A 26,033-nucleotide genomic window follows, 5' to 3' on the forward strand; every position below is an offset into this window, starting at 1 on the left:
CCTGCCGTCTGACCCCCGGTGCGGGAAACCGCGCGGAACCCGCACCCGAACGGTGCGGGAAACATCCTGGGCCCGGTGCGGAACCCGCTGCTAGCTTGCCCCCTCAAGCACGCTCTTCGTGTTCTGCAACGACGCGACACGAGAACCCGCGTCACCAGCATCCGCGTCACACAATCCAGGGGGTCTCCAATGCACATCGTCCATGAGTCCGTTCCGCCGGCAGCTCGCCGGCGACGGCTCGCCTCTGTGGCCACGGCCACCGTCTTCGCCGTCGCGGCGACCCTCGGCGTCGTCGCCGGCGCCGCGCTCCCCGGCACCGCCGCTCCCGCCCAGGCCGCCGGCAACACCGTCGTCTCGCTCACCTTCGACGACGGCAACGCCGACCAGCTGGCCGCCGCTGCGACCCTCACGCAGAAGGGCCTGAAGGGCACCTTCTACATCATCTCCGGCGCGGTCGGCCAGCCCGACTACCTCACCCAGGCGAACCTGCAGACGATCCACTCGGAGGGCCACGAGATCGGCGGTCACACCGTCCACCACCAGGATCTGACGACCCTCGCGACCGACGACGTGAAGCGCGAGATCTGCAACGACCGCGTGAACCTCACCAACTGGGGCTTCCCCGTCACGAGCTTCGCCTACCCCTACGCCTCGGTGAACGACTCGGTCGAGGCCGTGGCCGGCGAGTGCGGCTACAACAGCGCTCGCGGGCTCGGCGACCTGAAGACGCCCCCCGGCACCGGATGCCCCGACTGCGACGTCTCCGAGACGATCCCGCCGACCGATCCGCTGCTGACCCGCGCCGCCGACCAGGTCGACAGCACCTGGGACCTCGCCACCCTGCAGTCCCGCGTGACCCAGGCCGATGCGACGGGCGGATGGGTGCAGTTCACCTTCCACCACATCTGCGCGACCACCTGCGACACCGCCCCGGTGAACGCCACGATCTCGTCCGACCTGTTCGACCAGTTCACGACCTGGCTGCAGCAGTGGCAGGCCAACGGCAACGGCACCGTCAAGACGGTCAACGACGTGATCGGCGGCGCCGTGAAGCCCGTCATCGCCGGCCCGCCGCTCGCCCCCGCGCCCGGCCCCGGCCAGAACGGCACGCAGAACCCGAGCCTGGAGACCCCCGGCACGGTCGTCAACATGCCGCAGTGCTGGTGGGGTTCGAGCTTCGGCACGAACACGCCCGTCTTCACCACCGTGACCCCCGGCCACACCGGCGCCACCGCGGCGAAGGTCACCGTCACGAACTACGTGAGCGGTGATGCGAAGCTGCTGGCCCTGTTCGACGAATCCGGATGCTCGCCCAGCGTGACACCGGGCCACACGTACTCGTTGCGGGCCTTCTACACCTCGACCGCGCCCACCCAGTTCGCGATCTACACCCGCAACACGCTCGGCACCTGGACCTACTGGACCTCGAGCCCGCTCTACAGCCCGGCGACCGCCTACACCCAGGCCTCGTTCACGACCCCGGCCATCCCGGCCGACATCACCGGCATCAGCTTCGGCCTGAACCTCACCTCGAACGGCGAGCTGGTCACGGATGACTACGGGATGTACGACAGTGACGGTGCGCCGCTGCTCGCCCTCAGCCCGGTCGCCCCGACCGTGGCAGGGACCGCCCAGGTCGGTTCCGTGCTCACCGCGACCGTGGCCCCGTGGGCACCGGACCCGGTGGCGCTCACCTACCAGTGGAACGCGAACGGCACGGCCATCGCCGGAGCGACAGGCCTGACCTACACGCCGGTCTCCGGTGACGTGGGCAAGGCGATCACCTTCACCGTCTCGGGCACGAAGACCGGTTACGAGCCGCTCTCCACGGTCTCGGCTCCGACCGCCGCGGTGACCGCCGCTGCTGCCACCGTCGTCCGGCTGGGTGGCGCAGACCGTTACGCGGTCTCGGCCGCCGTCTCGGCCAGCACGTTCGCGGCGGGTGTCCCGGTGGCCTACGTGGCCTCCGGCGAGACCTTCCCCGACGCGCTCTCCGGATCGGCCGCGGCCGGCAAGCAGGGCGGCCCGGTGCTGCTGGTCATGAAGGACAGCATCCCGAACTCGATCGGCGCCGAACTCGCCCGTCTGGCTCCCAAGAAGATCGTCGTGCTCGGCGGCCCGAACACGATCTCGGATGCGGTAGTGCAGTCCCTCCAGGGAACCGCACCCACCACCCGGGTCGCCGGGGCCGATCGGTACTCGGGTTCCGCCGCCGTCTCGGCGTCGGTGTTCTCGCCGAACGTCCCGGTCGCCTACGTGGCCTCCGGCGAGGTGTTCCCGGATGCGCTCTCGGCCTCGGCCGTGGCGGGCAAGCTCGGCGGCCCGGTGCTGCTGGTCACCAAGACCGGCGTCCCGAGCAGCGTGAGCGACGAGCTCAAGCGCCTCAAGCCGGCGAAGATCGTCGTGCTCGGCGGAGCGAACACGGTCGCCGACTCGGTGATCAACTCGCTCGGAACGATCGCACCGACCACGAGGGTGACCGGAGCAGACCGCTTCGCCACCTCCGCGGCCGTGTCGGCCTCGGCCTTCACCCCCGGTGTCCCGGTCGTCTACATCGCCTCCGGAGCCGTGTTCCCCGACGCACTGTCGGGATCGGCCGCCGCGATCGTCAAGGGAGGCCCGGTGCTGCTCGTCAACTCCGACAGCATCCCGGCGGCCGTCGCGACCGAACTGAACCGGCTGAACCCGGCGAAAATCGTGGTGCTCGGTGGCCCCAACACCGTGTCGGACTCACTCGTCGGCACGCTGCAGGGCTACATCGGTTGATCGGCCTGCGCAGTCCCCACCGCGCACCCCGAACCCGATAACCGGCACCACCCCAGATGGCCGATCGCGTGTCCCCCCGCACGCGGTCGGCCATCGTCCTATTCCCGGGGCATCCTTCTCGATCGACCTTTTTCGGGCATCCTTCTCCGGGCATCCGCTGGACGGATGCTGGGGGCCGGATCGTGGTTGTCCCCCGTTCGGCCTCTACAGCGGCTTCCCCCCACGCTCTAGCGTGGAGGGGACCATCGAACAGTAGAGGTGACCGCGGATGAGCACTCGGCCCCGCACCACGGCCACGATCGTACGGCCGAGGGCGCAGCTCGTCGCCCAGACCCGCCTCGTCGCCGCCGCCCTCATCCTGCCGATCATGGCGGCCATGCTCTGGTTCGCGATCCCGCGCGGCACCTGGCCGCGGGTGATCATCGCCTTCGCGTTCGTGCTCGCCATCTACGCGACCGGGGCGGCGCTGCTGCGGGCGGTGAGCATCCGGCTCGATCACGACGCCATCGTGGAGCGCGGCTTCTTCCTCCGCGAGAACCGGATCCCCGCGAAGCGGGTGGCGTCGGCCGTGATCCTCGACGTCTACCGCGGTGCGTCGTCCGAGACCAGCCGGCAACTGTTCTTGCTCGACTCGGCGGGCGTTCTGCTGCTCAGGATGCGCGGGGAGTTCTGGTCGAACGACGACATCGAGACCGTGGCCACGGCCGTGGACGTGCCGGTGCGACGCCGGCCGGATCCCGTCACCTCGGCGCAGCTGCGTGCCGAGCTGCCCGAGCTGCTCTACTGGTTCGAGCGCTGGCCGTGGGCCGGCCGGCTCGCGGCCGCCGGGGTGATCGCGCTGCTCGCGCTCGTGCTGATCGCGCTGATGTCGCCGGCGAGCCTCGTCGTCAGCTGACGCGGCTGTCAGAGGTCAGTCGAGCGGGTCGTCCCAGCCCGGCACCCTCACGGTCGGGATGCCGAGGGAGCGCCAGACCGCGACCACCGCGGGGTTGTCGTCGATCGCGAGCACCGGCTCGTGGCCGAGCGATCGCATCCGGTCGTGGAGGGCGCGCTTCACGACGGCATCGGGGCGCTGGTCGGCATGGGCGCGCATCCCGAGCGCGACGAACGGGACCTCCCACTTCGTGAGCCAGCTGCGCGTGCGATGGCGCCAGCGCTCGGTGCGCGAGGTCAGCGCGACGATGTCGAAGCCGGCCCGGTCGAGAGCGCGGGTGAGCGCCGCGACCTCGGCGACCGGGGGCACCCAGCTCGCCGCGCGGTGGAACTTCTCGAAGTTGCGCCGGCGGGGGTCGTCGAGCACGTAGTGGCGGATTCCGGACACGTCGGCGAGCGTGCCGTCGACGTCGACGATCACCGCGGGGCGCCGGGGCTCGCCGGGCCGCTGCTCGTCGGCCCGGGGCTCGCCGGGCGCGGTCACGATCTCGCCCAGCAGGAGAGGTGCACGGCGTGCAGCGCCTCGTCGATGCGCGCGCGGTCGGCCTCGTCCGGAAGCGAGGAGGCGGCGATCGCCTCGGCCAGCCGGACGTCGAGCTCGTCCGCGAGCGCGAGCACCTCCTCCAGTGGCACGGCCCCGCGCCGGATCGCGCCCAGCAGCTCGGCGGTGCGGGGCACCAGCGGCAGCTGGAGCGCTCCGGTCTCCATCAGCTCGATCCCCTGCAGGGCGACGCGCACGAGGTGGTAGCCGTACTTGGTGTCGAAACCGTGTTCGCGCACCAGCTCGGGCCGCGCCGGGTGCCCGCTGCGCCCGCCCGTCATCGCCTCCCGCTGGCTCCGCGCGTAGCCGCGGAACCGTTCACCCGCCTCGCGGGAGACGAAGGCGTCGCGGATGCCGAGCACCCGCTGCCACTCCGCCGAGTCGTCGAGCAGCGCGGGCGCCCAGAGCAGCAGCAGGGTCGTCGGGTTGCCGGCCGCGGCGAGCGCCGCCCACTTGCGGAGCGGGTACAGCACCCGGTCGATGCCCTCAGCGTCCGCGTGGGCGCTGACCGCGCGGGCGGGCGGCTCGATGCCGGTGACCTGGCGGGGTTCCTCGACGAAGACGCTCATCACGTCCCGGTCCGAGCCGGCGGTCGCGACCCCGAGGGCCGTCGAGCCGTACTCGGCGCTCACGATCACCTGTCGGGCGTCCATCGCAGCTCCTGTCGTCGGGCGGACCGCGCCCGTCGCGCTCTGCGGCCGGCGTCCCCGGATCCGGTGTCCCGGACGATCGAAGTCCGCCAGGCTATCAGGCGCGCACGAAGAGCACACCCTGCTCGTCGCGCCGCAGTTCGCGGAAGCCCACCCGCGGGTAGAACGCGAGAGCCCCGGTGTTGCGGGGGTCGACCACGAGGTGGATCCCGGATGCGCCCGCCGCCTTAAGTCGCGCGACCACGCCCTCGACGAGTCGCCGGCCGACACCGCGACCCTGGGCCTCGGGGAGCAGGTCGACGTGCAGGTGGGCCGGGTACTCGTCGACCTCGGGAATGACCAGGCCGAGCGCGTGCTGCCGCCGCTCCTCGGGCGTGAGGGTGGTGGGGCGGTCGCGGAACTGCTCGGCGAACCGCCGGGTGTCCGGCGCGCCGAGCGCATAGCCGACCACCCGTCCGGCCGCCTGGGCGAGCAGGGCGAAGCGCGGCTCGAGATCGAGGTAGGGCGCTGCCCAGCGTTCGGTGAGCGGGTCGGGATCGTCGCCGACCAGGGTGCGGGTGGCATCCGCTCCCGCGTCACCGGTCAGCACGCAGATCTGCAGCACCGCCTCCCGCTCGGCGGCATTCCGCTCGTCGAACCCACGGAGCACGATGGGCTCCGGCCGCCCCTCGGCAGGCGCGCCCCGGCGGTCGGCCGAACCGGCCGAAGCGGCCGAAGCGGCCGAACCGGCCAGGGGATGCTCGTCGCCCGGAGTCTCAGACACGGGCGAGCAGCTCGGGCGCCGTGGTCCGCCAGGCCGCGACCAGCTCGGGGCGAACCGTCACTCCGGTTCCCGGCCCGGTCGGCACCGCGAGGCGGCCGTCGACCAGCACGAACGACTCGGTGAGGTCGTCGGCGAAGTAGCGACTCGAGGCCGAGGTGTCGCCCGGCAGCGTGAATCCGGGGAGCGCCGCGAGCGCGACGTTCGCCGCCCTGCCGAGCCCGGTCTCGAGCATCCCGCCGCACCAGACCGGCACGTCGCGCTCGAGGCACACGTCGTGGATGCGCACCGCCTCGAGGTAGCCGCCGACGCGGCCCGCCTTGATGTTGATGATCGAGGTGGCATCGCGGTCGATGGCGTCGATCGCGACCGCGGCCGAGACGATCGACTCGTCCAGGCAGACGGGGGTGTCGATCGCGTGGGCGAGTCGCACGTGCGCCGCGATGTCCTCCTCCACGAAGGGCTGCTCGATCAGCAGCAGCCCGAACGCGTCGAGCTCGCGGAGGTGGTCGATGTCGGCGGTCGTGTACGCGGTGTTCGCGTCGACCTGGAGCAGGGCATCCGGGCCGATCATCGAGCGCACGGCCGCCACCGGCTCCAGATCCCACCCCGGCTTGATCTTCAGCTTGATGCGCCGGTAGCCCTCGTCGACGTAGCCCGACACCTCGTCGAGCAGCGCGTCGAGAGAGGAGGAGATGCCCACCGAGACCCCGCAGTCGACCTCGGGACGGACGGCGCCGAAGTACTCCCCGAAGCTGATCCCGGCGGCGCGGGTCTGCGCGTCGAGCACGGCGGACTCCAGGGCAGCCTTCGCCATCCGGTGCCCGATCACGAAGCCGAGGATGCTCGCCACGTCGACGGCGCGCACCGTGCGGGCGGCCAGCAGCGCCGGCGCGAGGTGATCGCGGATGACGTCGACGCAGCCGGCCAGGTACTCGCTGGAGTAGACCGGCGCCGACATGGCGACGCACTCCCCCCAGCCCTCTCCCTCTTCGGCGAGCACCCGGACGAGCAGCACCTCACGGGCGGTCTGCCGCCCGAAGCTGGTCTCGAACGGGCGCACCAGGGGCATCGCGATGCGATGCAGCTCGATCGCCTCGATCTCGATCGGCAGCGACGCGGCCCCGGCCCGGAAGCCGTCGTCCGCGCCACGGTGCACGAGGGGTGGGGTGCTCATGGCGTCAGGCGAGCCGGTCTTCGAGGCCCCAGGCCTGCCCGTAACCACCCTCGTCGATCGGGGCGGCCATCAGGTCGAGGAAGGGCTGGGCGTCGAAGGCCTCCGGACCCCGCACGCCGACCCCCGACCAGACGCCCTTCGAGAGCAGCTCGAGTGCGATCACCGGGTTGAGCGCGGTCTGCCAGACCACGCACTGGGCCTCGTACTCCTGCATCGTCCACTCGTTGTCGGCGACGTGGTAGAGGTAGACCTCCCGCGGCTCGCCGTCGGTGCCGGTGCCCGTGACCCACAGCCCGGCGCAGGTCTTGCCGGTCATGAAGGGGCCGAGGGTCGCCGGGTCGGGGAGCCCCGCGGCGACGACGTCGCGCGGCGCGACCTCGACCGGCCCGGCCGCCGAGCGCACGGTGACCGGGGTGGTCTTGTCGAGGCCGAGCTGGTGCAGGGTCTTCAAGATGCCGATGAACTCCTCGCCCAGCCCGTACTTGAAGGTCACCCGCTTCGCGTCGACCCAGCGCGGCATCAGCAGCACCTCCTCGTGCTCGACGTTGACGCACTCGACGTCGCCGATGCCCTCGGGGAAGGTGAAGACCTCCGGCTCGGAGAACGGCGGGGTGGTGAACCAGCCCTTGTCCTTCTCCCAGATGACCGGTGGGTTCAGGCACTCCTCGATCGTCGTCCAGATCGAGAACGAGGGGGCGAAGATCTCGTTGCCCTCCGAGTCGCGCACCACGAGATTCGCCCCGTCGCGGGTGCCGAGCTCGTCGATCTCGGAGAAGAGGTGGTCGGCGGCGTACCGCGCGAAGACGTCCGAGAGCCCGGGCTCGACGCCCATGCCCACGAGTGCCAGCCGGCCCGCCTTCTCCCAGTCGGGCGCCTGAGCGAACTGGTCGTCGCCGAGTTTGACGCCGGTCTCGGCGTAGGGGTCGACCGGGTTCGGTTCGGACAGGCTCATCGCCATGTCGAGGTAGTCGGCGCCGGCTGCGAGCGCGCCCGCGAAGATCGTGGGTACGAACTTCGGCTCGACCGCGTTCATGACATGGGTGGCGCCGTGCTCGCGCGCGACGCGGGCCACGTCGTCGGGATCGGACGCGTCGATGCGGTCGGCCCTGAAGCGGGCCGCGATCTCGTCACCGTGCCGCGACCCGACCCAGGCCACCGTGCGCTCCGCACGCGCCAGGTCGTAGTCGGTCACGACGATCTGCTCGTAGAAGTCACGCCGCGCTGCGATCTTCGCGATAGCGTCACCCACGCCACCGGCACCCACCAGGAGAATTCTCATGGGTCGACGCTATCGGTAAGCCCCCGCGAGCGGAACGGATCCCGCGCGCCTCTGGATAACGCATCCCGGCCTGTCGACAGCCGGCTCAGACGCCCACAGAGCGGCCTGGGCCGTCCGAACCAGATTGGTCAGGACAGACCCGGCGCGACCGCCGGCGCCACGAGGATGTCGAGCACCGCGACCGAGACGTTGAACACCGCGTGCGCGGCGATCGAGGGCCCGAGCCTCCGGGTCAGCAGCGCGAGGCTGCCGAGCACGAGGCCCACGACGAAGAGCGTGATGAGCCGGGAGACGGCGGCCGCCGACTCCGGCACCCCGTCGATGTGGAAGACGACGAACAGCAACGACGACGCCACGACGGCGACGACGCCGGCGGTGATCTCCCGGCCGCCACGGGCACCCGGCAGCCGGGGCCCGTCGTGCGAGCCGAGCACCGCGTTCTCGACCGAGCGCAGCACGAGCCCGCGGAAGAACAGTTCTTCGATCACCGGGGTGACGACGGATGCCGCCACCACCGCGGTCAGCACGAACCAGACGGGGTCGCCCCCCACCCCACCCGTGAACGGCGTGGCCGGAGTGCCGGTCGCGAGCCGCACGGCCTCGGCGATCCCGATCGCGGTGAACCGCAGCAGGATGCCGGCGAGCAACCCGATGGCCAGGTCGAGCGGGCGGAAACGCAGCCCGAAATCCGCCGCCAGGCTGCCACGGCCGCGCATCCGCGAGGCGATCAGCACGACTATCAGGAGGGGAAGCCAACCTCCGACGACCTGCTCGACGCCGTAGGCCAGGCGGGGCTGCGCCGCCATCGCCGGCAGCTCTGCGAGCAACCGGGCGGCGGAGGAGAGGAAGACGAACAGCACGATCCCGGCCGCCACGTCGAGGAGCCCCCAGCGCGGTCTGGTCCTGGTCGCGCCCCGCTCGTCCGTCACCCCCACACGGTATCGCGAACGGTACCGCGGGAGGGCGACGGACGAGCCGTGGAGGCGGCGGATGGGCCGGCCGAGGCAGCCGAAGCCGCGGCGAACGGCCCCGCGGCAGCTGGCTGCGTGGCAGCCCGGCCGCGCGCCGAACCCGTCCGCAGCCTCACCGGCGACTGCCGGCGAGCTGCGGACGCGCCGCGGTGAGCGGACGGGCCGTGAACGAGACCCGCGTCACCTCGTCGCCGGCCGTCTCGGTGACGACCGGCATCCCGGCCGCCGCGGCCGAGAGCCGCCGCCAGTCGAGTGCGCGTTCGACGTCGGGCTCGTGCCGCCGGGCCGTGGAGACCTCGACGACGACGTCGGGCGCGAGGAGCGCCCCCGCGTCGGCGAAGGCCCGGTGGGCCGACCTGACGAGCGCCGCGCCCCAGACCTCGGGGTGCGGGATCGAGGCGTGCACGAGCAGGCAGTGCAGCTCGACCGGGTGCACCGACCCGACGGGCCCCCACCAGACGCCGCGCGCCACCGGGAGGGTGGCGGCGTCGTCGACGAAGGCGAGCCAGGTCCATTCGCGGCGATAGGTGCCGGTGGCGAGGCCCCGGCCGAACCGCATGGGATCGACCCAGTGCGACGGATCGTGGTTGTTCAGATGAAGCAGTTGCGCGTCGGACGCGCGGAGGGATGATGTGAACACGATGATGTCCTCAGAGTTGGGATGAGCGTGGATGAAGACGCTTCCCCGAGGAGACCCGGGCGGCTCTGGATCAGGCCGCGAGACGGGAGAACGGGGGAAGCATCACGAGGGAAGCCGGAAACTTCTTAGCCGGTTCGATCATGTGTTTCACCTCCTCATTCTCTCGGGCGACCGTGTGTCGCGGGTTCCGACAGTATCGCCATCCGTTCGGCGGGCGCAACCCTTTTTCGAGGATCAGCGCCCGCCGACGGAGGCGAGTTGCCGTAGCCCTGTCCCAGCAGCTCAGATCACGTGGCTCAGTGCCCGCCGCCCGGCGCCCCCGTGCGACGCGGCAGCGCGAACACGAGCAGGAACGCGAGCACGCTGAACCCGACGCTCACGGCCATCGCGGCCGCCGAGCTGTTGACGAAGCCGGTCGCGACCGCATCCTGACCCTGGCCCTGGATCACCAGGCTGCCGAAGAACACGCTGCCGATCACGGCGATGCCGACGGCAGAACCCACGCGCTGCATGGCGCTGATGACACCGGATGCGGCACCCGCCTCGGAGCGGTCGACGGTCGCCACGATGAACTGGGCGTTGGGGGCGATGAACAGGCCGTTGCCGACACCCGCGATGAACAGCGGGGCGATCAGTGCCCAGTTGGTGAGGTCGGCCGGTGCGGTGAGCATCAGCACGAGCCAGACCCAGGCGAGGCCGATCACGACGAGCCCGGTTCCGATCGTCAGCACGAGCCGTCCGAGGCGCTGGGCCAGGCGGCTGCTCTGCGAGGAGCCGATGATCGATCCGATCGCGAAGGGGATCGAGACGACACCCGACTCGAGCGCGGTGTGCCCGAGCCCGGCCTGCCAGAGCAGGGAAATGGTGAAGAAAATGCTCGTGAACGCGCCGAAGTAGACCAGGGCGAGGATCGTGCCGCCGGTGAACGCCGGGTGGCTGAACAGACGCGGAGGGACGAGGGGGCTGTGGCCGCGCTTGGAGTACTGCACCTCCCAGGCGCCGAAGGCGACCAGGAGCAGGGCGCCGCCGGCGAGGGAGAGGAAGGTCCAGAGCGGCCAGCCCTCGTCCTCGCCCTGGATGAGGGGAACGAGGAGCGCGACGAGACCGGCGGAGATGAGGACGAGGCCGATCCAGTCGAGGCCGGTGCGGCCGGTGGCGGGAGCGGCTGCGGCTGCGGCTGCCGGCGAAGCGGCGTGGGCACCATGGACGCCCTTCGCGGCCGGTGCCCCGGCAGCACCTGCAGCCCCGGCGGCCGGAGCACCCCCGGCCTTGTTCCCGGCACCGCCGAACGCCGCAGCGCTCACTGCGGCGGCCTCGGCACGGCCCGGCAGCAGCACGATCGCGGCGATCAGGGTCGCGATGCCGATCGGCAGGTTGACGCCGAAGACGAGGCGCCAGCCCTGCTCGGCGCCGAAGATCTCGATGATCAGGCCGCCGACGATCGGGCCGAGCGCGCTCGAGACACCGATGACCGCGCCCATGACGGCGAAGGCCTTGCCGCGCGACTGCGGCGGGAACAGCAGCTGGATGAACGCGGTCACGGCCGGCACGAAGATACCGCCCGCGAGGCCCTGAACGACGCGGGCGGCGACGAGCTGGAAGTCGTTCTGTGACAGTCCGCAGGCCAGGCTCGCGACGGTGAACAGCGCCAGTCCGGTGAAGAAGACCCACTTGTGGCCGACCCGGTCGCCGATCCGGCCGGCCGGGATGAGCGCCAGGCCGAAGGCGAGGGCGTAGCCCGAGATGATCCAGGACAGCGTGGCCTCGGAGGCGTCGATGCTGTCGCGGATGCTCGGCAGCGCCACGTTCACGATCGTGGTGTCGAGCAGGGCGATGAACATGCCGGCGAGCAGCACGATCAGCGCCTGCCACGCCCGGCGGGGCACCGCCGGCGCGGCGGGTTTTGTGGTTCGGGTGTCGGTCATTGCGGATCGGCCTTTCGTGCCAGCTCGTCGTCGATGATCTCGGGGACGAGGGAGAGGAGTGTGCGGTGGGAGGCGATCTCCGCGCGGATACGGTCTGCGCGGTGATGCATCACCCAGGTCTCGGCGATGCTGAGGTGGGGCGCGGCCCGCACCAGCATCGCCTCCTGTTCGGCGAGCAGACGCTCGAGTCCCAGGATGCGGAGTTCGAGGGCAGGGCCCATGCGGTCGAGACCGTCCGGGTCGAGCCGGGTGACGGCGAGGTCGAAGGGATCGGGCCGGAAGACGATCGACCGCAGGCCCTCGTCGCGCTGCACGCCGAGCGCCGTGCGGCCCTCCTCCGTGATCGCGTAGACCTGGCGTTCGGGGTAGTTGCCCTCCCGCTCGGTGCGCACCTCGCGGATCAGCCCCTCGTTCGCCAAGCGCTTGATCGCGCCGTAGAGACCCCCGACCGTGACGTCGGCCCAGAGGTGGATGCGCTCCTCCTCGGCCTGCAGTCGCAGCTGGTGCCCGTGCATCTCGCCGCGCGCGTCGAGCGCACCGAGGATGAACAAACGCATGGGATTCATGGGACTACTCTCGCACGACTAGTTCGGTGATGTCAAAGCGGGCTCGAGGCCAGGCGGCGGCCGGCCTCGTGCAGCCAGCGGAGCGGATCGGACGTGGCCGCATCCACCCCGCCCGCCAGAGCGGCGAGCTCGAGGGCGTGGTCGAAGCCGCGGGGAGCGGCGCCGAACCGGCCCGCGACGAGCGCGACCGAAACCGGGACCAAGGCGCCGGGACGAACGGCGCGGGCGCTATGGGCGAGGTCGCGCACGAGCGAGGGCACCTTGCCCGCCTCCGACTGCGCGTCGTAGCTTCCCTCCCCCGTGATCACGACGTCGGCGACGCCGAGGTGGGCGGCCAGGCCGAGTTCGTCGGCGACGGCGGCGGCTCCGGATGCTGTGGTCGCGCCCCACGCGGACAGAGCGAAGCCAGTTCCCCCGGCCGCGCCGGCGCCAGCGGCGTTCGGGTCGGCCCCAGTGGCCTCGCCGAGCAGCTCGGCGAAGTGGGCCAGGGCGGATTCGGCGCGGCGCTCGAGGCCGGTCTCGATGCCCTTCTGCGGACCGAAGACCGCGACGGCGCCGCGCCGGCCGACGAGCGGATTGGTGACGTCACTGAGCACGACCGCCCCGCGGGGCGGGAGCGGCAGCAGGGGTCCGAGGTCGACCTGGGCGATCTCGGCGAGGCCGGCGTTGCCGGGCTGGACGGGCCTGCCGTCGTGGTCGAGCAACCGAGCACCGAGGGCGGTGAGGAAGCCGGCACCGCCGTCGGTCGAGGCGCTCCCCCCGATCGCGAGCACGAGCCGGTCGACCCCCGCAGCCAGGGCGGCGCGCACGGCCTGGCCGAAGCCGACGGTGTGGGCCTCGAGCGGGAGCAGGCGGTGCAGCAGCGTGATCCCGCTCGTGCCGGCCAGCTCGACCACGCCCGTGCCACCCGTGCCGATGTCCGGCAGCAGCAACCAGTACGCATCCACCCGCCGGTCGTCCGGCCCCGAGACGGCCACCGGCATCCGCTGCGCGCCCGGGTGCGCGCGCTCGAACGCCTCGAGGGTCCCCTCGCCGCCGTCGGCCATCGGCACGCACCGCACGTCGTCGTCCGGCCGCACCGAGCGCCAGCCCGCGGCGATGCTCTCGGCCACCTCCACCGCCCGCGCCGTGCCCTTGTAGGAATCGGGGGCGACGACCACGGTGCGCTTCACCCGCTCATCCCCTCACGCCGCGCCCGGCCTGTCAATGCCGCCCTGCCGCCGCCGGCACGCTCATCCCCCATCGCCGCTGCCCGTCATCGGTGCGTCGCCTCTCGCCGCACGCCACCGCACGGAACACTGGAGGCATGGCCGAGCCCGATCACGCCCCCACCCGCATCCACCTCACCTTCGATCTCCCGCCGAAGGCCGCCGCCGACCTCGCGGCGAGCGGCCACCCCACCACCAGCACCGCCGACGTCGACGGCTCGAAAGAAGACCGCCGGCAGGCCCTGGTCGCCGCCGCGCCCGGCGCCTCCGCCATCATCGCCACGGTCTCCGACCTGGTCGACGCCGAGGTGATGGATGCCGCGGGCCCCGGCCTCCGCGTGATCGCGAACTACGGCGTCGGCTACGACAACATCGACGTGGCGGCGGCGCACGACCGCGGCATCGTCGTCACCAATACCCCGGGCGTGCTCGACGAGGCGACCGCCGACCTGGCCTTCGCCCTGCTGCTCGCCGGTGCCCGCCGCGTGGTCGAGGCCGACCGCTTCGTGCGCTCGGGGGCCGAGTGGAGCTGGGAGCCCGACTTCTTCGTCGGCCTCGACGTGAGCGCCGGCGCCACCCTCGGCATCGTCGGGCTCGGCCGCATCGGCTTCGCCGTGGCCCGCCGGGCGGCCGCGTTCGGGATGCGGATCGTCGCCACCGGATCCCGCGCCTCGAGCTCCGAGGCCGCCGCCCTGGGCGTGACCCCCGTCGAACTCCCCGAGCTCCTGGCGACGAGCGACGTCGTGACTCTGCACTGCCCGCTCACCCCCGAAACCCATCACCTGATCGGCGCACCCCAGTTCGCCGCGATGAAGTCGAGCGCGCTGCTGGTCAACACCTCCCGCGGCGCCGTGGTCGACGAGGACGCGCTGCTCGAGGCCCTGCTCGAGGGCACGATCGGCGGCGCCGCCCTCGACGTCTACGAGCACGAACCCCGCGTGACGGCAGGGCTCCTCGCGCTGCCGAACGTGATCACCGCACCCCACATCGGCAGCGCCGGCATCGCGACCCGCGAACGGATGGGGGCGGTGGCCGTCGAGAACGCTCTCGCGGTCCTCGGCGGTGCCACCGCCCCCAACCCGGTCTGACGCGATCGGGGCCCGCCGAGCTCACGCCCGACGAGCCCCGATCGCCTACCGGAAAGCTGGACTCAGAAGTCCCAGTCCTCGTCCTCCGTGTTCACGGCCTTGCCGATCACGTACGACGAACCCGACCCCGAGAAGAAGTCGTGGTTCTCGTCGGCGTTCGGCGAGAGGGCCGAGAGGATGGCGGGATTCACATCCGTCACCGACTTCGGGAACATCGGCTCGTAGCCGAGATTCATCAGCGCCTTGTTGGCGTTGTAGTGGAGGAACTTCTTGACATCCTCCGTCAGCCCGACCTCGTCGTACAGATCCTGCGTGTACTGCGCCTCGTTGTCGTAGAGGTCGTAGAGCAGCGAGAACGTGTAGTCCTTGATCTCGTCGCGCTTGGCCTGGTCGACCGTCTCCAGCCCGCGCTGGAACTTGTAGCCGATGTAGTAGCCGTGCACGGCCTCGTCCCGGATGATCAGGCGGATGAGGTCGGCCGTGTTCGTCAGCTTCGCTCGGCTCGACCAGTACATCGGCAGGTAGAAGCCGGAGTAGAACAGGAAGCTCTCGAGCAGCGTCGACGCGACCTTCCGCTTCAGCGGGTCGTCCCCGTGGTAGTAGTCGAGGACGATGGACGCCTTCTTCTGCAGGTTGGGGTTCTCGACCGACCAGCGGAACGCCTCGTCGATGTCCTTCGTGTTCGACAGCGTCGAGAAGATCGACGAGTACGACTTCGCGTGCACCGACTCCATGAACGCGATGTTCGTGTAGACGGCCTCCTCGTGGGGCGTGATCGCGTCGGGGATGAGCGAGACCGCCCCCACCGTGCCCTGGATCGTGTCGAGCAGGGTCAGGCCCGTGAACACCCGCATGGTGAGCTGCTGCTCGGCGGGGGTCAGGGTGGCCCAGGACTGCACGTCGTTCGACAGCGGCACCTTCTCGGGCAGCCAGAAGTTGTTGACGAGGCGGTTCCAGACCTCGACGTCCTTCTCGTCCTGGATGCGGTTCCAGTTGATGGCCTGCACCTTGTTGAGGAGCTTCAGCGGCTCGGAAGGAGGGGGAGTCATCGTTTCATTCTCGATTCGGAATATGTGACGCGGGAGGTGTGGGCTGCTAGAGCATGCAGCTGACGCAGCCGTCGACCTCGGTGCCCTCGAGCGCCAGCTGACGGAGACGGATGTAGTAGATCGTCTTGATGCCCTTGCGCCAGGCGTAGATCTGAGCCTTGTTGATGTCGCGCGTGGTCGCGGTGTCCTTGAAGAACAGCGTGAGCGACAGGCCCTGGTCGACGTGCTGCGTGGCAGCAGCGTAGGTGTCGATGATCTTCTCGGCGCCGATCTCGTAGGCGTCGTCGTAGTACTCGAGGTTGTCGTTCGTGAGGAACGGCGCCGGGTAATAGACGCGCCCGATCTTGCCTTCCTTGCGGATCTCGATCTTCGAGGCGACCGGGTGGATCGACGAGGTCGAGTTGTTGATGTACGAGATCGATCCGGTCGGCGGCACCGCCTGCAGGTTCTGGTTGTAGATGCCGTGCTCCTGGATGGAGGTCTTCAGCGCCCGCCAGTCGTCCTGCGTCGGGATGTGGATCTCCGACGACGCGAACAGCTCGGCGACGCGCGCCGTCGCCGGCACCCAGGCCTCGTCCGTGTACTTGTCGAAGAACTCACCGGACGCGTAGGTCGAGTCCTCGAAGCCGTCGAACCGCTCGTCGCGCTCGATCGCGATGGCGTTCGAGGCGCGCAGGGCGTGGAACAGCACGGTGTAGAAGTAGATGTTCGTGAAGTCGACACCCTCCTCCGACCCGTAGAACACGCGCTCGCGGGCGAGGTAGCCGTGCAGGTTCATCTGGCCCAGGCCGATGGCGTGCGACTTGTCGTTGCCGTCCTCGATCGAACGCACCGAGGTGATGTGCGACTGGTTCGACACCGAGGTGAGGCCGCGGATCGCGGTCTCGACGGTCTTGCCGAAGTCGGGCGAGTCCATCGTGAGCGCGATGTTCAGCGACCCGAGGTTGCACGAGATGTCCTTGCCGATGTCGGCGTAGGAGAGGTCTTCGTTGTAGGTCGTCGGGGTGTTGACCTGCAGGATCTCCGAGCAGAGGTTCGACATGTTGATGCGGCCCTTGATCGGGTTCGCCTTGTTGACGGTGTCTTCGTACATGATGTACGGGTAGCCGGACTCGAACTGGATCTCGGCGAGGGTCTGGAAGAACTCGCGGGCCTTGATCTTGGTCTTGCGGATGCGCGGGTCGTCGACCATCTCGCGGTACTTCTCGGTCACCGAGATGTCGCCGAAGGGCAGGCCGTAGACCTTCTCGACGTCGTACGGCGAGAAGAGGTACATGTCCTCGTCGTTCTTCGCGAGCTCGAACGTGATGTCCGGCACCACGACGCCGAGCGACAGCGTCTTGATGCGGATCTTCTCGTCGGCGTTCTCGCGCTTGGTGTCGAGGAACTTCATGATGTCGGGGTGGTGGGCGCTCAGGTAGACCGCACCCGCACCCTGACGGGCACCGAGCTGATTGGCGTAGCTGAAGCTGTCTTCGAGCAGCTTCATCACGGGGATGATGCCCGAGGACTGGTTCTCGATCTGCTTGATCGGGGCGCCGGCCTCACGGATGTTCGACAGCAGCAGGGCCACGCCGCCGCCGCGCTTGGACAGCTGCAGCGCCGAGTTGATGCCGCGGGCGATCGACTCCATGTTGTCTTCGATACGGAGCAGGAAGCAGGAGACGAGCTCGCCGCGCTGCGCCTTGCCCGTGTTGAGGAAGGTGGGGGTGGCCGGCTGGAAGCGGCCGCCGATGATCTCCTCGACCAGGTTGGTGGCGAGCTTCTCGTCGCCCTGGGCGAGCCCCAGCGCGGTCATGACCACGCGGTCCTCGAAGCGCTCGAGGTAACGCTTGCCGTCGAAGGTCTTGAGCGTGTAGCTCGTGTAGTACTTGAAGGCGCCGAGGAAGGTGTCGAAGCGGAACTTCTTCGAGTACGCGAGGTCGTTGAGCTGCTGGATGAACTCGAACGAGTACTCGTCGAGCACCGCCTTCTCGTAGTACTCCTTCTCGACCAGGTAGTCCAGGCGCTCCTTCAGGTTGTGGAAGAAGACCGTGTTCTGGTTGACGTGCTGCAGGAAGTACTGCTTCGCCGCCTCTTTGTCCTTGTCGAACTGGATCAGCCCGTTCTCGTCATAGAGGTTGAGCATCGCGTTGAGCGAGTGGTAATCGAGTGCGGGCGCCGCCTGGGGGGCGTCGATCAGAGTTGCTTCCACAGTCTGTCCAATCCGTTCTGGACGGCCTCGCGGTCATCCGGGGTTCCGAATACTTCGAATCGATGGAGGAGAGGCACCGTGCATTTGCGCGCGACGATGTCGCCCGCAAGGCAGTAGGCCTCGCCGAAGTTGGTGTTGCCGGCGGCGACGACGCCCCGGATGAGTGAACGGTTGTGTTCGTCGTTCAGGAAGTGGATGACCTGCTTGGGCACGGCCCCGCCCATCCCGCCCCCGCCGTAGGTGGGGAGGACGAGGACGTAGGGCCGGGTGGCCTTCAGCTTCTCTTCACGTGAGTAGATCGGGATCCGGGACGCGGGGCGCCCCAGGCCTTCGACGAAGCGATGGGTGTTGCCCGACACGCTCGAGAAGTAGACGATCTCGGCGGCTTCGGGCACGGCCTAGCTCGCAGCGAGACGCGCGAGCTCTTCGATCTTGTCGGGACGGAAGCCGGACCAGTGGTCGCCCTCCGAGGTCATGACGACGGGAGCCTGGAGGTAGCCCAGCTCCTTGACCGTCTCGAGCGCCTTCTCGTCGACCGAGAGGTCGAAGATCTCGAACTCGAGACCCTTGTTCTCGAGGGCGCGATAGGTAGCGGTGCACTGGACGCAGGAGGGCTTCGTGTAGACCGTGATTGCCATGGACAAGCACCTTTCTCGCGGGACGAACGACTGTGATGAAATCTGGAGATTCCGGGCCTTCCGCACTGTTTCAGTGGGCCTCGAGCTCCGGGACTTCAATACTACATATAGTTGGCGGCGAAGGCGAGCACCCCTAGATGAAGTGTTACACCCGTGTAATTATCCACAGGGGCACCGGGCTTATGCACAGCGTTTCCGCTCCATCCATCCACAGGACGAAGGCCGGAAATCCGCCGAAATCACCTCTCCTGTGGAGAGCTCAGCGACTCTGGTCTGAGGATAACTTCGACCTCCGACACCGGGCGTGTCGGGCGTGTCGCACCAGCGTCACGAGTACCGCGACCACGGCGAGCGCGACCGGCACCAGGAGGTTGGCTCCGGCGAGCACGACGAGGCCCGCCACGAGCACGACCGACACCGCGGCGAGCCACCAGCCCACCCCGAAACGAGGAAGCAGTCGCAGCGCCGCGACCACGCCCAGCGCGTACACCGCCACCATGCTCGAGGTGTGGATGAGGATGAACGGGGTCAGCATCCCCCCGGTCAGCACCATCGCGGTGTAGTAGGCCGCCACCAGGACGGCGACCAGCCCCAGCGCCCGCCGCGGAACCCCTCCGGCCTCGGCCCCGCGCCCGAACCAGCGCGGCAGGTCGCGGTCGCGCCCGAGTGAAGCGCCGAGCTTGGCGAAGGCGGCGAGGTAGGCGTTCAGCACCCCGAGCGCCACGATGCCGGCGATCGAGGCCACCGCGACCCGCCCCCAGGCCGGAGCCGTCCGTTCGACCAGGTCGAGGAGGGGCACCGCGGTGTCGCCGGCGCGGTCGCCGAGCACCGTGACCGTCACGACCTGCAGCCCGAGGTAGCAGGCCCCGACCACGACGATCGCGATCGCCGTGGCGAGCGGGATCGTGCGGCGCGGCCGGCGGAACTCCCCCGCGATGTGGGTCACCGCCTCCCAGCCGGCGAAGGCCCAGACGAACAGGCTCACCGCGACGCCGACGCCCGCCCAGCCGTTCGGGAGGAACGGATCGAGGTTGGAGGCCTCTCCCGCCGGCGCCGCCACGACGACGACCCCGACCACGACCGCCACCAGCAACCCCGAGAGCACCAGCTGCGCGCGCCCCGAGAAGCGCAACCCGAACAGGTTGGAGACGAACGGCGGCACCAGCAGCACGGGCGCGACGACGAAGGCGATCCAGCCGGGAGCGCCCAGCACCGCCACCAGGTACTCGGCGCCGAGCAGCGCGACGACCGGGGTGCCCACGCTCACGCCGAAGAAGAACCAGTACCCGGCCATCCGCGCGGCCGTCGGCCCGAGGGCCAGCCGCACGAAGGTGGCGACCCCGCCGGCATCCGGATGTCGCGAGGCGAGTGCGGCGAAGGTGCCCGCGAGCGGTACCGACAGCACGATCAGGGCGAGCACCGCGAGGATCGAGCCGGGCCCGGCCGCCGCAGCGGCGAGCGCCGGCAGCACCAGGATGCCGGTGCCGAGCACGGCCGCGATGTAGAGGGCCGAGCCTTGCGCCAGCCCGACGCTCGGGACGCGCTGCCCGGCGGTGGCGGAGGCGGTGACCGAGGTGGGGGCGGGCGTCGGGGAGGTCATGCGTTCAGTCTGCCCAGCCCTCGCCCGCCGGCGGAATGGCGCTTACGCCAGTCTCCGTCGACATCCTGCCAGTAGATGTTCGGGTGCCGAAGTGGACGGCTCAGGCGGGGCCGGCCGCATCGTGATGACTGAGCCAGGAGGTCAGGATGCGCTCGAGTGCGGCCCGGTCGGCCGCCGGCAGCTCGTCGACCAGGCGGCGCTCGTTGATCATGTGGTCGGTGAACGCCGCGTCGATCCGCTCGAGGCCTTCCGTCGTCAGCGCCACCACCCGCCGCCGGCCGTCGCCCCCGGCGAGCCGCCGCGTGACCAGACCGGCCGCGACGAGCCGGTCGAGACGCTTGGTCATCGCCCCGGTGGTCACCATCGTGTGCTCGGCGAGCTCGCCCGGCGCCCGTTCGAACGGAGGGCCGGCTCGGCGCAGCGTGGCCAGCACATCGAACTCACCCTCGCTCAGGCCGTGCTCGGCGTAGACGGCGGTGAGTTCGGCGGTCAGCGCATCCGCGAGCCGGTGCAGCCGCCCGATGATCCCCTGGGGCGAGACGTCGACGTCGGGCCGCGCGTCACGCCACTCCGCCTGGATGCGCCCCACCCGGTCGTCCACTGTGCTCATACCCTCGACTATAGCTTCCCGGGAAGCTATAGTCGCTTCCATGGAAGCTAAATGGCGCTGGATCGCCGTCACCGCGATCGCCCCGGTCGCCTGGGGCTCCACCTACTTCGTGACCCGGCAGTTCCTCCCGGCCGACGTGCCGCTCTGGGGCGCTGTGCTGCGCGCGCTGCCGGCCGGCCTCATCCTGCTGCTGGTGGCTCGGCAGCGGCCCCGGGGCGACTGGTGGTGGAAGTCGCTCGCGCTCGGCGTGCTCAACGTGGGAGCGTTCTTCGTCTTGATCTACGCAGCCTCGCAGCTTCTGCCGACGAGCATCGCGTCCACCGTGATGGCCACCTCGGCGGCCGTACTCCTGTTGCTGGCGTGGCCGCTGCTCGGTCAGCGGCCCGGCCTGTTCGGGATCATCGGCGCCGCAGTCGGCTTCGCCGGCGTCTGCGTGATGCTCGCCCAAGGCGGACACGGCGGCTCGAGCGCGATCGAGCCCCTCGGCATCCTCGTCTCCCTCGCCGCCATGCTGATGTCCTCGGTCGGCTTCATCCTCACCACCCGATGGGCGAAGGAGCAGCGGGTGCTCGCGGTCACCTCCTGGCAGCTCGTCGCCGGCGGTCTCGTCGTGCTCCCCGTCGCCGCCGCGCTCGAGGGGCCGCCGCCCGCACTCGATCCCACGGCACTGCTCGGCTTCGCCTACGTCACCGTGATCGCCACGGCGCTCGCCTTCCTGGCGTGGTTCACCGGCCTTCGGCACCTGCCGGCCGGCTCGGTGGGCCTGATCGGTCTGCTCAACCCCGTCACCGGCGTCCTGCTCGGCACCCTGATCGCGGGAGAGGCGTTCGGCCCGCAGCAGGCGATCGGCACCGCCCTCGTGCTCGGCGGGGTGCTGCTCGGCCAGCGTCGCCGGGGAGGCTCCGGATACGGTACCGTCCAAGGAACTCTTCATCCCACCGATCGAAACGGGGCCTCGTGACCGGATGCGTGCTGGCAGCGACAGGATTCGACTCGGGGCCGCTTCTGCTGGCCCTCGCCGTAATCGCGATCGGATCAGGGGCCACCTGGCTGCTGCTCGCTCGCCGGCGCGCACGCCGTGACGGGCGGCGGGGCAGCCTGGCCGCCTTCGCCGCCATCCCGTTGCTCGTGATCGCCCTGCTCGCCTCGGGCGGCCTCGCCCCGGCACCGGCCCAGGCCGCCGAGCCCTGCCCGACCGGCACCGCGGCGGCTCCCGCGACCCAGACGCCGGCGCCCGCGCCGACTCCCACCCCCACCGAGACCGCGACCCCGGTCGACTACACCCCGGGTGCCGCGGGCATCGGCGACCCCTATTACCCGCTCGACGGCAACGGCGGCTACGACGTGCAGCACTACGGACTCGACCTGGCCTATGCGCCCGCCACGGACGTGCTTTCGGGCACGGTCACCGTCACTGCCCTCGCGACCCAGAACCTCTCGGCCTTCAACCTCGACTTCGACACCCGTGAGGCCGACGGCAGCGACTCGATCGTCATCTCGGCCGTCACGGTCAACGGGGCCGCCGCCGACTGGAGCCTCGCGACCACGCAGATCAGTAAGGACTCCGGCCAGCCGCAGCTCCCGGGCTCGACCGACGACGACGCGACCCCGCCGCGCACCGAGCTGACCGTCATCCCGCACGCCGGCCTGCCGACCGGCTCGACGATCACCACCACGGTGACCTACAGCGGCGTGCCGATCGAGGTCGACGACGCCTTCGGCCCCGCCGGAGTCTTCCGCACCCCGACCGGCGCCGTGATCGTCGGCCAGCCCCGCGTCGCCGCGACCTGGTTCCCCGCCAACGACCACCCCTCGGACAAGGCCACCTTCAGCACGAAGATGACCGTGCCCGACGGCCTGCAGGTCATCGGCAACGGCCGCCTGGCCTCGCAGCAGAGCGCGAACGGGCAGACCACCTGGGATTGGGAGATGGAGAAGCCGATGGCCACCTATCTCGCCACCGCGACGGTCGGCGACTACCGCATCGACGCCGAGACGGATGCGGCGACCGGCATCACCTACTACGACGCGATCGACCCGGCCCTGTTCACCCGCGAGGCCGAGGGCGGTGGTGCGACCGTCGGAGATGTCGCGACCTCGATCTTCGCGACCGAGCCCCAGGTGATCGCGTTCCTCGAGAAGTCCTTCGGCGACTACCCGTTCAGCGAGGCCGGCGGCATCGCGATCGGCGAGATCGGCACCGGAGACGACCTGCCGTACGCGCTCGAGAACCAGACCCGTCCGATCTACCCGGCCTGGTCGTTCCCGGCGGACGCGGATGCGTCGGTCGTCGTGCACGAGCTCGCGCACCAGTGGTACGGCGACAGCGTCTCGATGGAGCGCTGGTCGGACATCTGGCTGAACGAGGGCTTCGCCACCTACGCCGAGTGGCTCTGGACGGAAGACCAGACGGGCTTCACGCCGCAGCAGGAGTTCGATGCGTACTACGCCGACCCGACCGATGGCGATGCGTCCGACGACGCCGCGTTCTGGGCGACCGTGGTCGCCGACCCGGGCGCGGCCGGCATCTTCGACTCCGCCGTCTACACCCGCGGAGCGATGACCCTCCAGGCGCTCAGGAACGAGGTCGGCGACACGGCCTTCTTCGCCATCCTCAAGGGCTGGGCGAGCGAGAAGGGCGGCACCTCGGCGTCGACCGCCGAGTTCGAGGCCTACGCCGAGCAGGTCTCGGGCCAGGACCTCGACGCCCTGTTCACGGCCTGGCTGCACACGGGCGCGAAGCCCGCGCTCTAGCGGGGCAGCGCCCGGTCGAGGTCGGCGAGCAGGTCGTCGACCGACTCGATGCCGACCGAGAGGCGGATGACGTTCTCCGGCACCTCGAGCACGGTCCCCTTCACCGAGGCGTGCGTCATCTCCGACGGGTAGCCGATCAGCGACTCGACGCCGCCGAGCGACTCCGCGAGCTGGAAGAGCTGCGTCGACTCCGCGAGCTTCCGTGCCGCCGCCGGCCCACCGGAGAGCGCGAGCGAGATCATGCCGCCGAACGACTTCATCTGCCGCGCGGCCAGCTCGTGCCCCGGATGCGTGGGCAGGCCCGGGTAGTACACCGCGTCGAGCGCGGGGTGACCGACCAAGTGCTCGGCGATCGTCTGGGCGTTGGACGAGTGCCGGTCCATCCGCACCGCGAGGGTCTTGATTCCGCGGGTGGTGAGCCAGGCATCCATCGGCCCCGAGATCCCGCCGGAGGCGAACTGCAGGAAGCGCACCTTCTCCTCGAGCTCGTCGTCGTTCAGCACGACCGCGCCACCGAGCACGTCGGAGTGACCGCCGAGGTACTTGGTGGTCGAGTGCACGACGATGTCGGCGCCGAGCGAGAGCGGCTGCTGCAGGTAGGGCGAGGCGAAGGTGTTGTCGACGACGACCAGGGCGCCGGCGGCGTGGCCGATCTCGGCGAGCGCGGCCACGTCGCTGATCTTCATCAGCGGGTTCGACGGCGTCTCGAGCCAGAGCAGCTTGGTGCGTCCGCCGGCGACGGCCGCGGCGACCGCGTCGAGGTCGCTCATCTCGACGACGACGTTCTCGACACCCCACTTGCCGTGGATGCGCTCGATCAGCCGGTGCGTGCCCCCGTAGACGTCGTTGCCGAGCACGATCCGGTCGCCGGGCTCGAGCACCGCGCGGAGCAGCGCGTCCTCGGCGGCGAGCCCGGAGGCGAACGAGAGGCCGTGCTTCGCCCCCTCGAGCGAGGCCAGCAGGGTCTCGAGCGAGGTGCGCGTGGGGTTGCCGCCGCGGGCGTACTCGTAGCCGTTGCGGAACCCGCCGATGCCGTCCTGCACGAAGGTGCTGGTGAAGTAGACCGGCGGGATGATCGCGCCCGTGGTGGGGTCGAACTCCTGACCGGCGTGGATGGCACGGGTCTCGAAGGCCTCGTCCCGTGCGAAGTCGTCGTCCGCGACCGTGCGGTGGGCCTTCTCGGAGTCGTCGGGCCGGGGTGTGTTCTCAGTCATGTCGTCTGTCCTTTCGTCGTCGCGCTCGGGCGCGGTCACGCTTCGCTCAGGAAGGTGAGGAGGTCTTGCCGCGTGATGACCGAGACGGGCTTGCCGTCGTCGCTCACGAGCAGGGCCGGGGAGTCCTTCAGCGCCGCCCGGGCCGCCGACAGCGGCTCGTTGGCGCCGATCAGGGGCAGGGGTTCGCCGACGAAGTCGCCGACCTTGTCGGTCATCGCCGCCTTGCCGCCGAAGACCTGGTCGAGCAGGGCCTGCTCGTCGAGCGATCCGACGACCTCGCCCATCACGACCGGCGGCTCGGCGGTCAGCACGGGCAGCTGCGAGACGCCGTAGGTCGTCATGATCTCGATGGCGTCGTGCACCGTGTCCGACGGATGCACGTGCACGAGAGCAGGAAGACCGCCCTCCTTGCGGGCCAGGATGTCGCGAACGGTCGACCCCTCGCTCTCGGAGGCGAAGCCGTAGGAGCGCATCCACTTCTCGTTGAAGATCTTGCCGAGGTAGCCGCGCCCGCCGTCCGGCAGGAGGACGACGACTACCGCGTCGGCCGGGAGGTCGCGCGCGGCCTTCAGGGCGGCGGCGACGGCGAGGCCGCTGGAGCCGCCCACGAGCAGTCCCTCCTCGCGCGCCAGCCGGCGGGTCAGCTCGAAGGACTCGGCGTCGGAGGCGGCGATGATCTCGTCGACCACGCTGCCGTCGTAGGCGGCCGGCCAGAAGTCCTCGCCGACGCCCTCGACCAGGTAGGGGCGGCCGGTACCGCCGGAGTAGACCGAGCCCTCGGGGTCGGCGCCGATGACCGTGACCCGCCCGTCGGATACCTCTTTCAGGTAGCGCCCGACGCCGCTGATCGTGCCGCCGGTTCCGACGCCCGCGACGAAGTGGGTGATCTCACCCTCGGTGTCGCGCCAGATCTCGGGGCCGGTGGTCTCGTAGTGGCTGAGCGGCCCGTTCGGGTTGGAGTACTGGTTGGGCTTGAACGCGCCGGGGATCTCCCTCGCGAGGCGGTCGGACACCGAGTAATAGGAGTCCGGGTCCTCCGGCGCGACCGCGGTCGGCGTCACGACGATCTCGGCCCCGTACGCGGTGAGCACGTTGCGCTTGTCCTCGCCGACCTTGTCGGGCAGCACGAAGACGCAGCGGTAGCCGCGCTGCTGGGCGACCAGGGCGAGCCCGATGCCGGTGTTGCCCGAGGTGGGCTCGACGATCGTGCCGCCGGGCTTCAACAGTCCGTCGCGCTCGGCCGCGTCGATGATGCGGGTCGCGATCCGGTCTTTCGACGAGCCGCCCGGGTTGAGGTACTCGACCTTGGCGAGCACGGTGGCGGCGATGCCCTTGGTGACGCTGTTGAGCTTCACGAGCGGGGTGTCGCCGACGAGGTCGATGACGCTTTCTGCGTACTTCATGGAGTGTCCTTGGTGAGGCTGGGCCTCGCACCCGCTACGTGCACGAGCGTGCACGGCGCGCTGCGAG

The 26,033-nt window shown here is 70.3% G+C and carries 23 protein-coding genes; 5 read left to right on the top strand and 18 right to left on the bottom strand.

Features of this window, described 5'->3' with window-relative positions:
- Positions 1 to 246: 246 nt before the first annotated feature.
- On the top strand, positions 247 to 2,766 hold the full coding sequence (locus HSO01S_RS04375) for a cell wall-binding repeat-containing protein (RefSeq protein WP_066039353.1): 2,520 nt from the start codon (positions 247 to 249) through the stop codon (positions 2,764 to 2,766).
- Between the two features lie 268 nt (positions 2,767 to 3,034).
- Complete coding sequence (locus HSO01S_RS04380) at positions 3,035 to 3,661, top strand: hypothetical protein (protein WP_066039354.1); 627 nt, start codon at positions 3,035 to 3,037, stop codon at positions 3,659 to 3,661.
- 15 nt (positions 3,662 to 3,676) lie between these two features.
- Here HSO01S_RS04380 and HSO01S_RS04385 read toward each other — a convergent pair whose 3' ends face one another.
- From HSO01S_RS04385 to HSO01S_RS04430, 10 genes are all read right to left on the bottom strand, one after another.
- Positions 3,677 to 4,183 (bottom strand): phosphatase domain-containing protein, encoded by a 507-nt coding sequence (locus HSO01S_RS04385; protein ID WP_066039355.1) that lies wholly within the window; start codon positions 4,181 to 4,183, stop codon positions 3,677 to 3,679.
- The gene (locus tag HSO01S_RS04390; protein WP_066039356.1) at positions 4,180 to 4,893 is read right to left on the bottom strand and encodes a DNA polymerase beta superfamily protein; all 714 of its coding nucleotides are present in this window, start codon (positions 4,891 to 4,893) and stop codon (positions 4,180 to 4,182) included. The genes HSO01S_RS04385 and HSO01S_RS04390 overlap by 4 nt, the downstream gene beginning before the upstream one ends.
- Positions 4,894 to 4,987: 94 nt before the next feature.
- Positions 4,988 to 5,653 carry a GNAT family N-acetyltransferase gene (locus HSO01S_RS04395; protein WP_066039357.1) on the bottom strand — a complete coding sequence of 222 codons (666 nt, stop codon included), beginning with the start codon at positions 5,651 to 5,653 and terminating at the stop codon, positions 4,988 to 4,990.
- On the bottom strand, positions 5,646 to 6,722 hold the full coding sequence (menC, locus tag HSO01S_RS04400) for an o-succinylbenzoate synthase (RefSeq protein WP_444542529.1): 1,077 nt from the start codon (positions 6,720 to 6,722) through the stop codon (positions 5,646 to 5,648). The genes HSO01S_RS04395 and menC overlap by 8 nt, the downstream gene beginning before the upstream one ends.
- Positions 6,723 to 6,831: 109 nt before the next feature.
- On the bottom strand, positions 6,832 to 8,106 hold the full coding sequence (locus HSO01S_RS04405; protein ID WP_066039358.1) for a saccharopine dehydrogenase family protein: 1,275 nt from the start codon (positions 8,104 to 8,106) through the stop codon (positions 6,832 to 6,834).
- Positions 8,107 to 8,234: 128 nt separating this feature from the next.
- Entirely contained in the window at positions 8,235 to 9,035 is an 801-nt protein-coding gene (locus tag HSO01S_RS04410) for a CPBP family intramembrane glutamic endopeptidase (RefSeq protein WP_157078905.1), read from the bottom strand.
- 154 nt (positions 9,036 to 9,189) lie between these two features.
- On the bottom strand, positions 9,190 to 9,717 hold the full coding sequence (locus tag HSO01S_RS04415) for a hypothetical protein (RefSeq protein ID WP_066039360.1): 528 nt from the start codon (positions 9,715 to 9,717) through the stop codon (positions 9,190 to 9,192).
- Between the two features lie 296 nt (positions 9,718 to 10,013).
- Positions 10,014 to 11,642, bottom strand: a complete 1,629-nt coding sequence (locus HSO01S_RS04420) for an MFS transporter (RefSeq protein WP_066039361.1) — start codon at positions 11,640 to 11,642, stop codon at positions 10,014 to 10,016.
- Positions 11,639 to 12,208 carry a PadR family transcriptional regulator gene (locus tag HSO01S_RS04425; protein WP_084361298.1) on the bottom strand — a complete coding sequence of 190 codons (570 nt, stop codon included), beginning with the start codon at positions 12,206 to 12,208 and terminating at the stop codon, positions 11,639 to 11,641. The genes HSO01S_RS04420 and HSO01S_RS04425 overlap by 4 nt, the downstream gene beginning before the upstream one ends.
- 32 nt (positions 12,209 to 12,240) lie before the next feature.
- The gene (locus tag HSO01S_RS04430) at positions 12,241 to 13,380 is read right to left on the bottom strand and encodes a glycerate kinase (protein ID WP_066039363.1); all 1,140 of its coding nucleotides are present in this window, start codon (positions 13,378 to 13,380) and stop codon (positions 12,241 to 12,243) included.
- A gap of 134 nt (positions 13,381 to 13,514) precedes the next feature.
- Between HSO01S_RS04430 and HSO01S_RS04435 the strand changes: the two genes are divergently transcribed.
- Positions 13,515 to 14,504, top strand: a complete 990-nt coding sequence (locus HSO01S_RS04435) for a 2-hydroxyacid dehydrogenase (protein ID WP_066039364.1) — start codon at positions 13,515 to 13,517, stop codon at positions 14,502 to 14,504.
- A gap of 62 nt (positions 14,505 to 14,566) precedes the next feature.
- On the opposite strand, the gene nrdF is transcribed toward HSO01S_RS04435, so the two are convergent.
- The 6 genes from nrdF to HSO01S_RS04465 form a co-directional block, all read right to left on the bottom strand.
- A complete protein-coding gene (nrdF, locus tag HSO01S_RS04440) occupies positions 14,567 to 15,553 on the bottom strand; it encodes a class 1b ribonucleoside-diphosphate reductase subunit beta (protein WP_066039365.1) in 987 nt (328 codons plus the stop codon).
- Between the two features lie 46 nt (positions 15,554 to 15,599).
- Positions 15,600 to 17,747 carry a class 1b ribonucleoside-diphosphate reductase subunit alpha gene (gene nrdE, locus HSO01S_RS04445; protein ID WP_281177807.1) on the bottom strand — a complete coding sequence of 716 codons (2,148 nt, stop codon included), beginning with the start codon at positions 17,745 to 17,747 and terminating at the stop codon, positions 15,600 to 15,602.
- A complete protein-coding gene (gene nrdI, locus HSO01S_RS04450; RefSeq protein WP_066039367.1) occupies positions 17,732 to 18,142 on the bottom strand; it encodes a class Ib ribonucleoside-diphosphate reductase assembly flavoprotein NrdI in 411 nt (136 codons plus the stop codon). Before nrdI ends, nrdE begins: the two co-directional genes overlap by 16 nt.
- A gap of 3 nt (positions 18,143 to 18,145) precedes the next feature.
- Positions 18,146 to 18,385 carry a glutaredoxin-like protein NrdH gene (gene nrdH / locus HSO01S_RS04455; RefSeq protein WP_066039368.1) on the bottom strand — a complete coding sequence of 80 codons (240 nt, stop codon included), beginning with the start codon at positions 18,383 to 18,385 and terminating at the stop codon, positions 18,146 to 18,148.
- 259 nt (positions 18,386 to 18,644) lie between these two features.
- Positions 18,645 to 19,985 carry an APC family permease gene (locus tag HSO01S_RS04460; RefSeq protein WP_066039369.1) on the bottom strand — a complete coding sequence of 447 codons (1,341 nt, stop codon included), beginning with the start codon at positions 19,983 to 19,985 and terminating at the stop codon, positions 18,645 to 18,647.
- A gap of 100 nt (positions 19,986 to 20,085) precedes the next feature.
- Positions 20,086 to 20,595 carry a MarR family winged helix-turn-helix transcriptional regulator gene (locus tag HSO01S_RS04465; protein WP_066039370.1) on the bottom strand — a complete coding sequence of 170 codons (510 nt, stop codon included), beginning with the start codon at positions 20,593 to 20,595 and terminating at the stop codon, positions 20,086 to 20,088.
- A gap of 40 nt (positions 20,596 to 20,635) precedes the next feature.
- On the opposite strand from HSO01S_RS04465, the gene HSO01S_RS04470 reads away from it, so the two are divergent.
- Complete coding sequence (locus tag HSO01S_RS04470; protein WP_066039371.1) at positions 20,636 to 21,556, top strand: DMT family transporter; 921 nt, start codon at positions 20,636 to 20,638, stop codon at positions 21,554 to 21,556.
- Positions 21,557 to 21,564: 8 nt separating this feature from the next.
- Entirely contained in the window at positions 21,565 to 23,349 is a 1,785-nt protein-coding gene (locus tag HSO01S_RS04475; RefSeq protein WP_218003767.1) for a M1 family metallopeptidase, read from the top strand.
- On the opposite strand, the gene HSO01S_RS04480 is transcribed toward HSO01S_RS04475, so the two are convergent.
- Together HSO01S_RS04480 and HSO01S_RS04485 are read right to left on the bottom strand one after the other, a co-directional pair.
- Complete coding sequence (locus HSO01S_RS04480; RefSeq protein WP_084361299.1) at positions 23,346 to 24,563, bottom strand: cystathionine gamma-synthase; 1,218 nt, start codon at positions 24,561 to 24,563, stop codon at positions 23,346 to 23,348. The genes HSO01S_RS04475 and HSO01S_RS04480 overlap by 4 nt on opposite strands.
- 35 nt (positions 24,564 to 24,598) lie before the next feature.
- Positions 24,599 to 25,966 carry a cystathionine beta-synthase gene (locus HSO01S_RS04485; protein WP_066039372.1) on the bottom strand — a complete coding sequence of 456 codons (1,368 nt, stop codon included), beginning with the start codon at positions 25,964 to 25,966 and terminating at the stop codon, positions 24,599 to 24,601.
- Positions 25,967 to 26,033 lie beyond the last annotated feature (67 nt).

The sequence above is a fragment of the Herbiconiux solani NBRC 106740 genome (genome assembly GCF_001571005.1).
Taxonomy (GTDB): domain Bacteria; phylum Actinomycetota; class Actinomycetes; order Actinomycetales; family Microbacteriaceae; genus Herbiconiux; species Herbiconiux solani.

Coding starts and splice junctions, on each gene's coding strand:
- HSO01S_RS04380 (WP_066039354.1), top strand. CDS start 3,035: ATGAGCACTCGGCCCCGCACCACGGCCACGATCGTACGGCCGAGGGCG.
- HSO01S_RS04390 (WP_066039356.1), bottom strand. CDS start 4,893: ATGGACGCCCGACAGGTGATCGTGAGCGCCGAGTACGGCTCGACGGCC.
- menC (WP_444542529.1), bottom strand. CDS start 6,722: ATGCCCCTGGTGCGCCCGTTCGAGACCAGCTTCGGGCGGCAGACCGCC.
- HSO01S_RS04405 (WP_066039358.1), bottom strand. CDS start 8,106: ATGAGAATTCTCCTGGTGGGTGCCGGTGGCGTGGGTGACGCTATCGCG.
- HSO01S_RS04420 (WP_066039361.1), bottom strand. CDS start 11,642: ATGACCGACACCCGAACCACAAAACCCGCCGCGCCGGCGGTGCCCCGC.
- HSO01S_RS04425 (WP_084361298.1), bottom strand. CDS start 12,208: ATGAATCCCATGCGTTTGTTCATCCTCGGTGCGCTCGACGCGCGCGGC.
- HSO01S_RS04435 (WP_066039364.1), top strand. CDS start 13,515: ATGGCCGAGCCCGATCACGCCCCCACCCGCATCCACCTCACCTTCGAT.
- nrdF (WP_066039365.1), bottom strand. CDS start 15,553: ATGACTCCCCCTCCTTCCGAGCCGCTGAAGCTCCTCAACAAGGTGCAG.
- nrdH (WP_066039368.1), bottom strand. CDS start 18,385: ATGGCAATCACGGTCTACACGAAGCCCTCCTGCGTCCAGTGCACCGCT.
- HSO01S_RS04460 (WP_066039369.1), bottom strand. CDS start 19,985: ATGACCTCCCCGACGCCCGCCCCCACCTCGGTCACCGCCTCCGCCACC.
- HSO01S_RS04465 (WP_066039370.1), bottom strand. CDS start 20,595: ATGAGCACAGTGGACGACCGGGTGGGGCGCATCCAGGCGGAGTGGCGT.
- HSO01S_RS04470 (WP_066039371.1), top strand. CDS start 20,636: ATGGAAGCTAAATGGCGCTGGATCGCCGTCACCGCGATCGCCCCGGTC.
- HSO01S_RS04480 (WP_084361299.1), bottom strand. CDS start 24,563: ATGACTGAGAACACACCCCGGCCCGACGACTCCGAGAAGGCCCACCGC.
- HSO01S_RS04485 (WP_066039372.1), bottom strand. CDS start 25,966: ATGAAGTACGCAGAAAGCGTCATCGACCTCGTCGGCGACACCCCGCTC.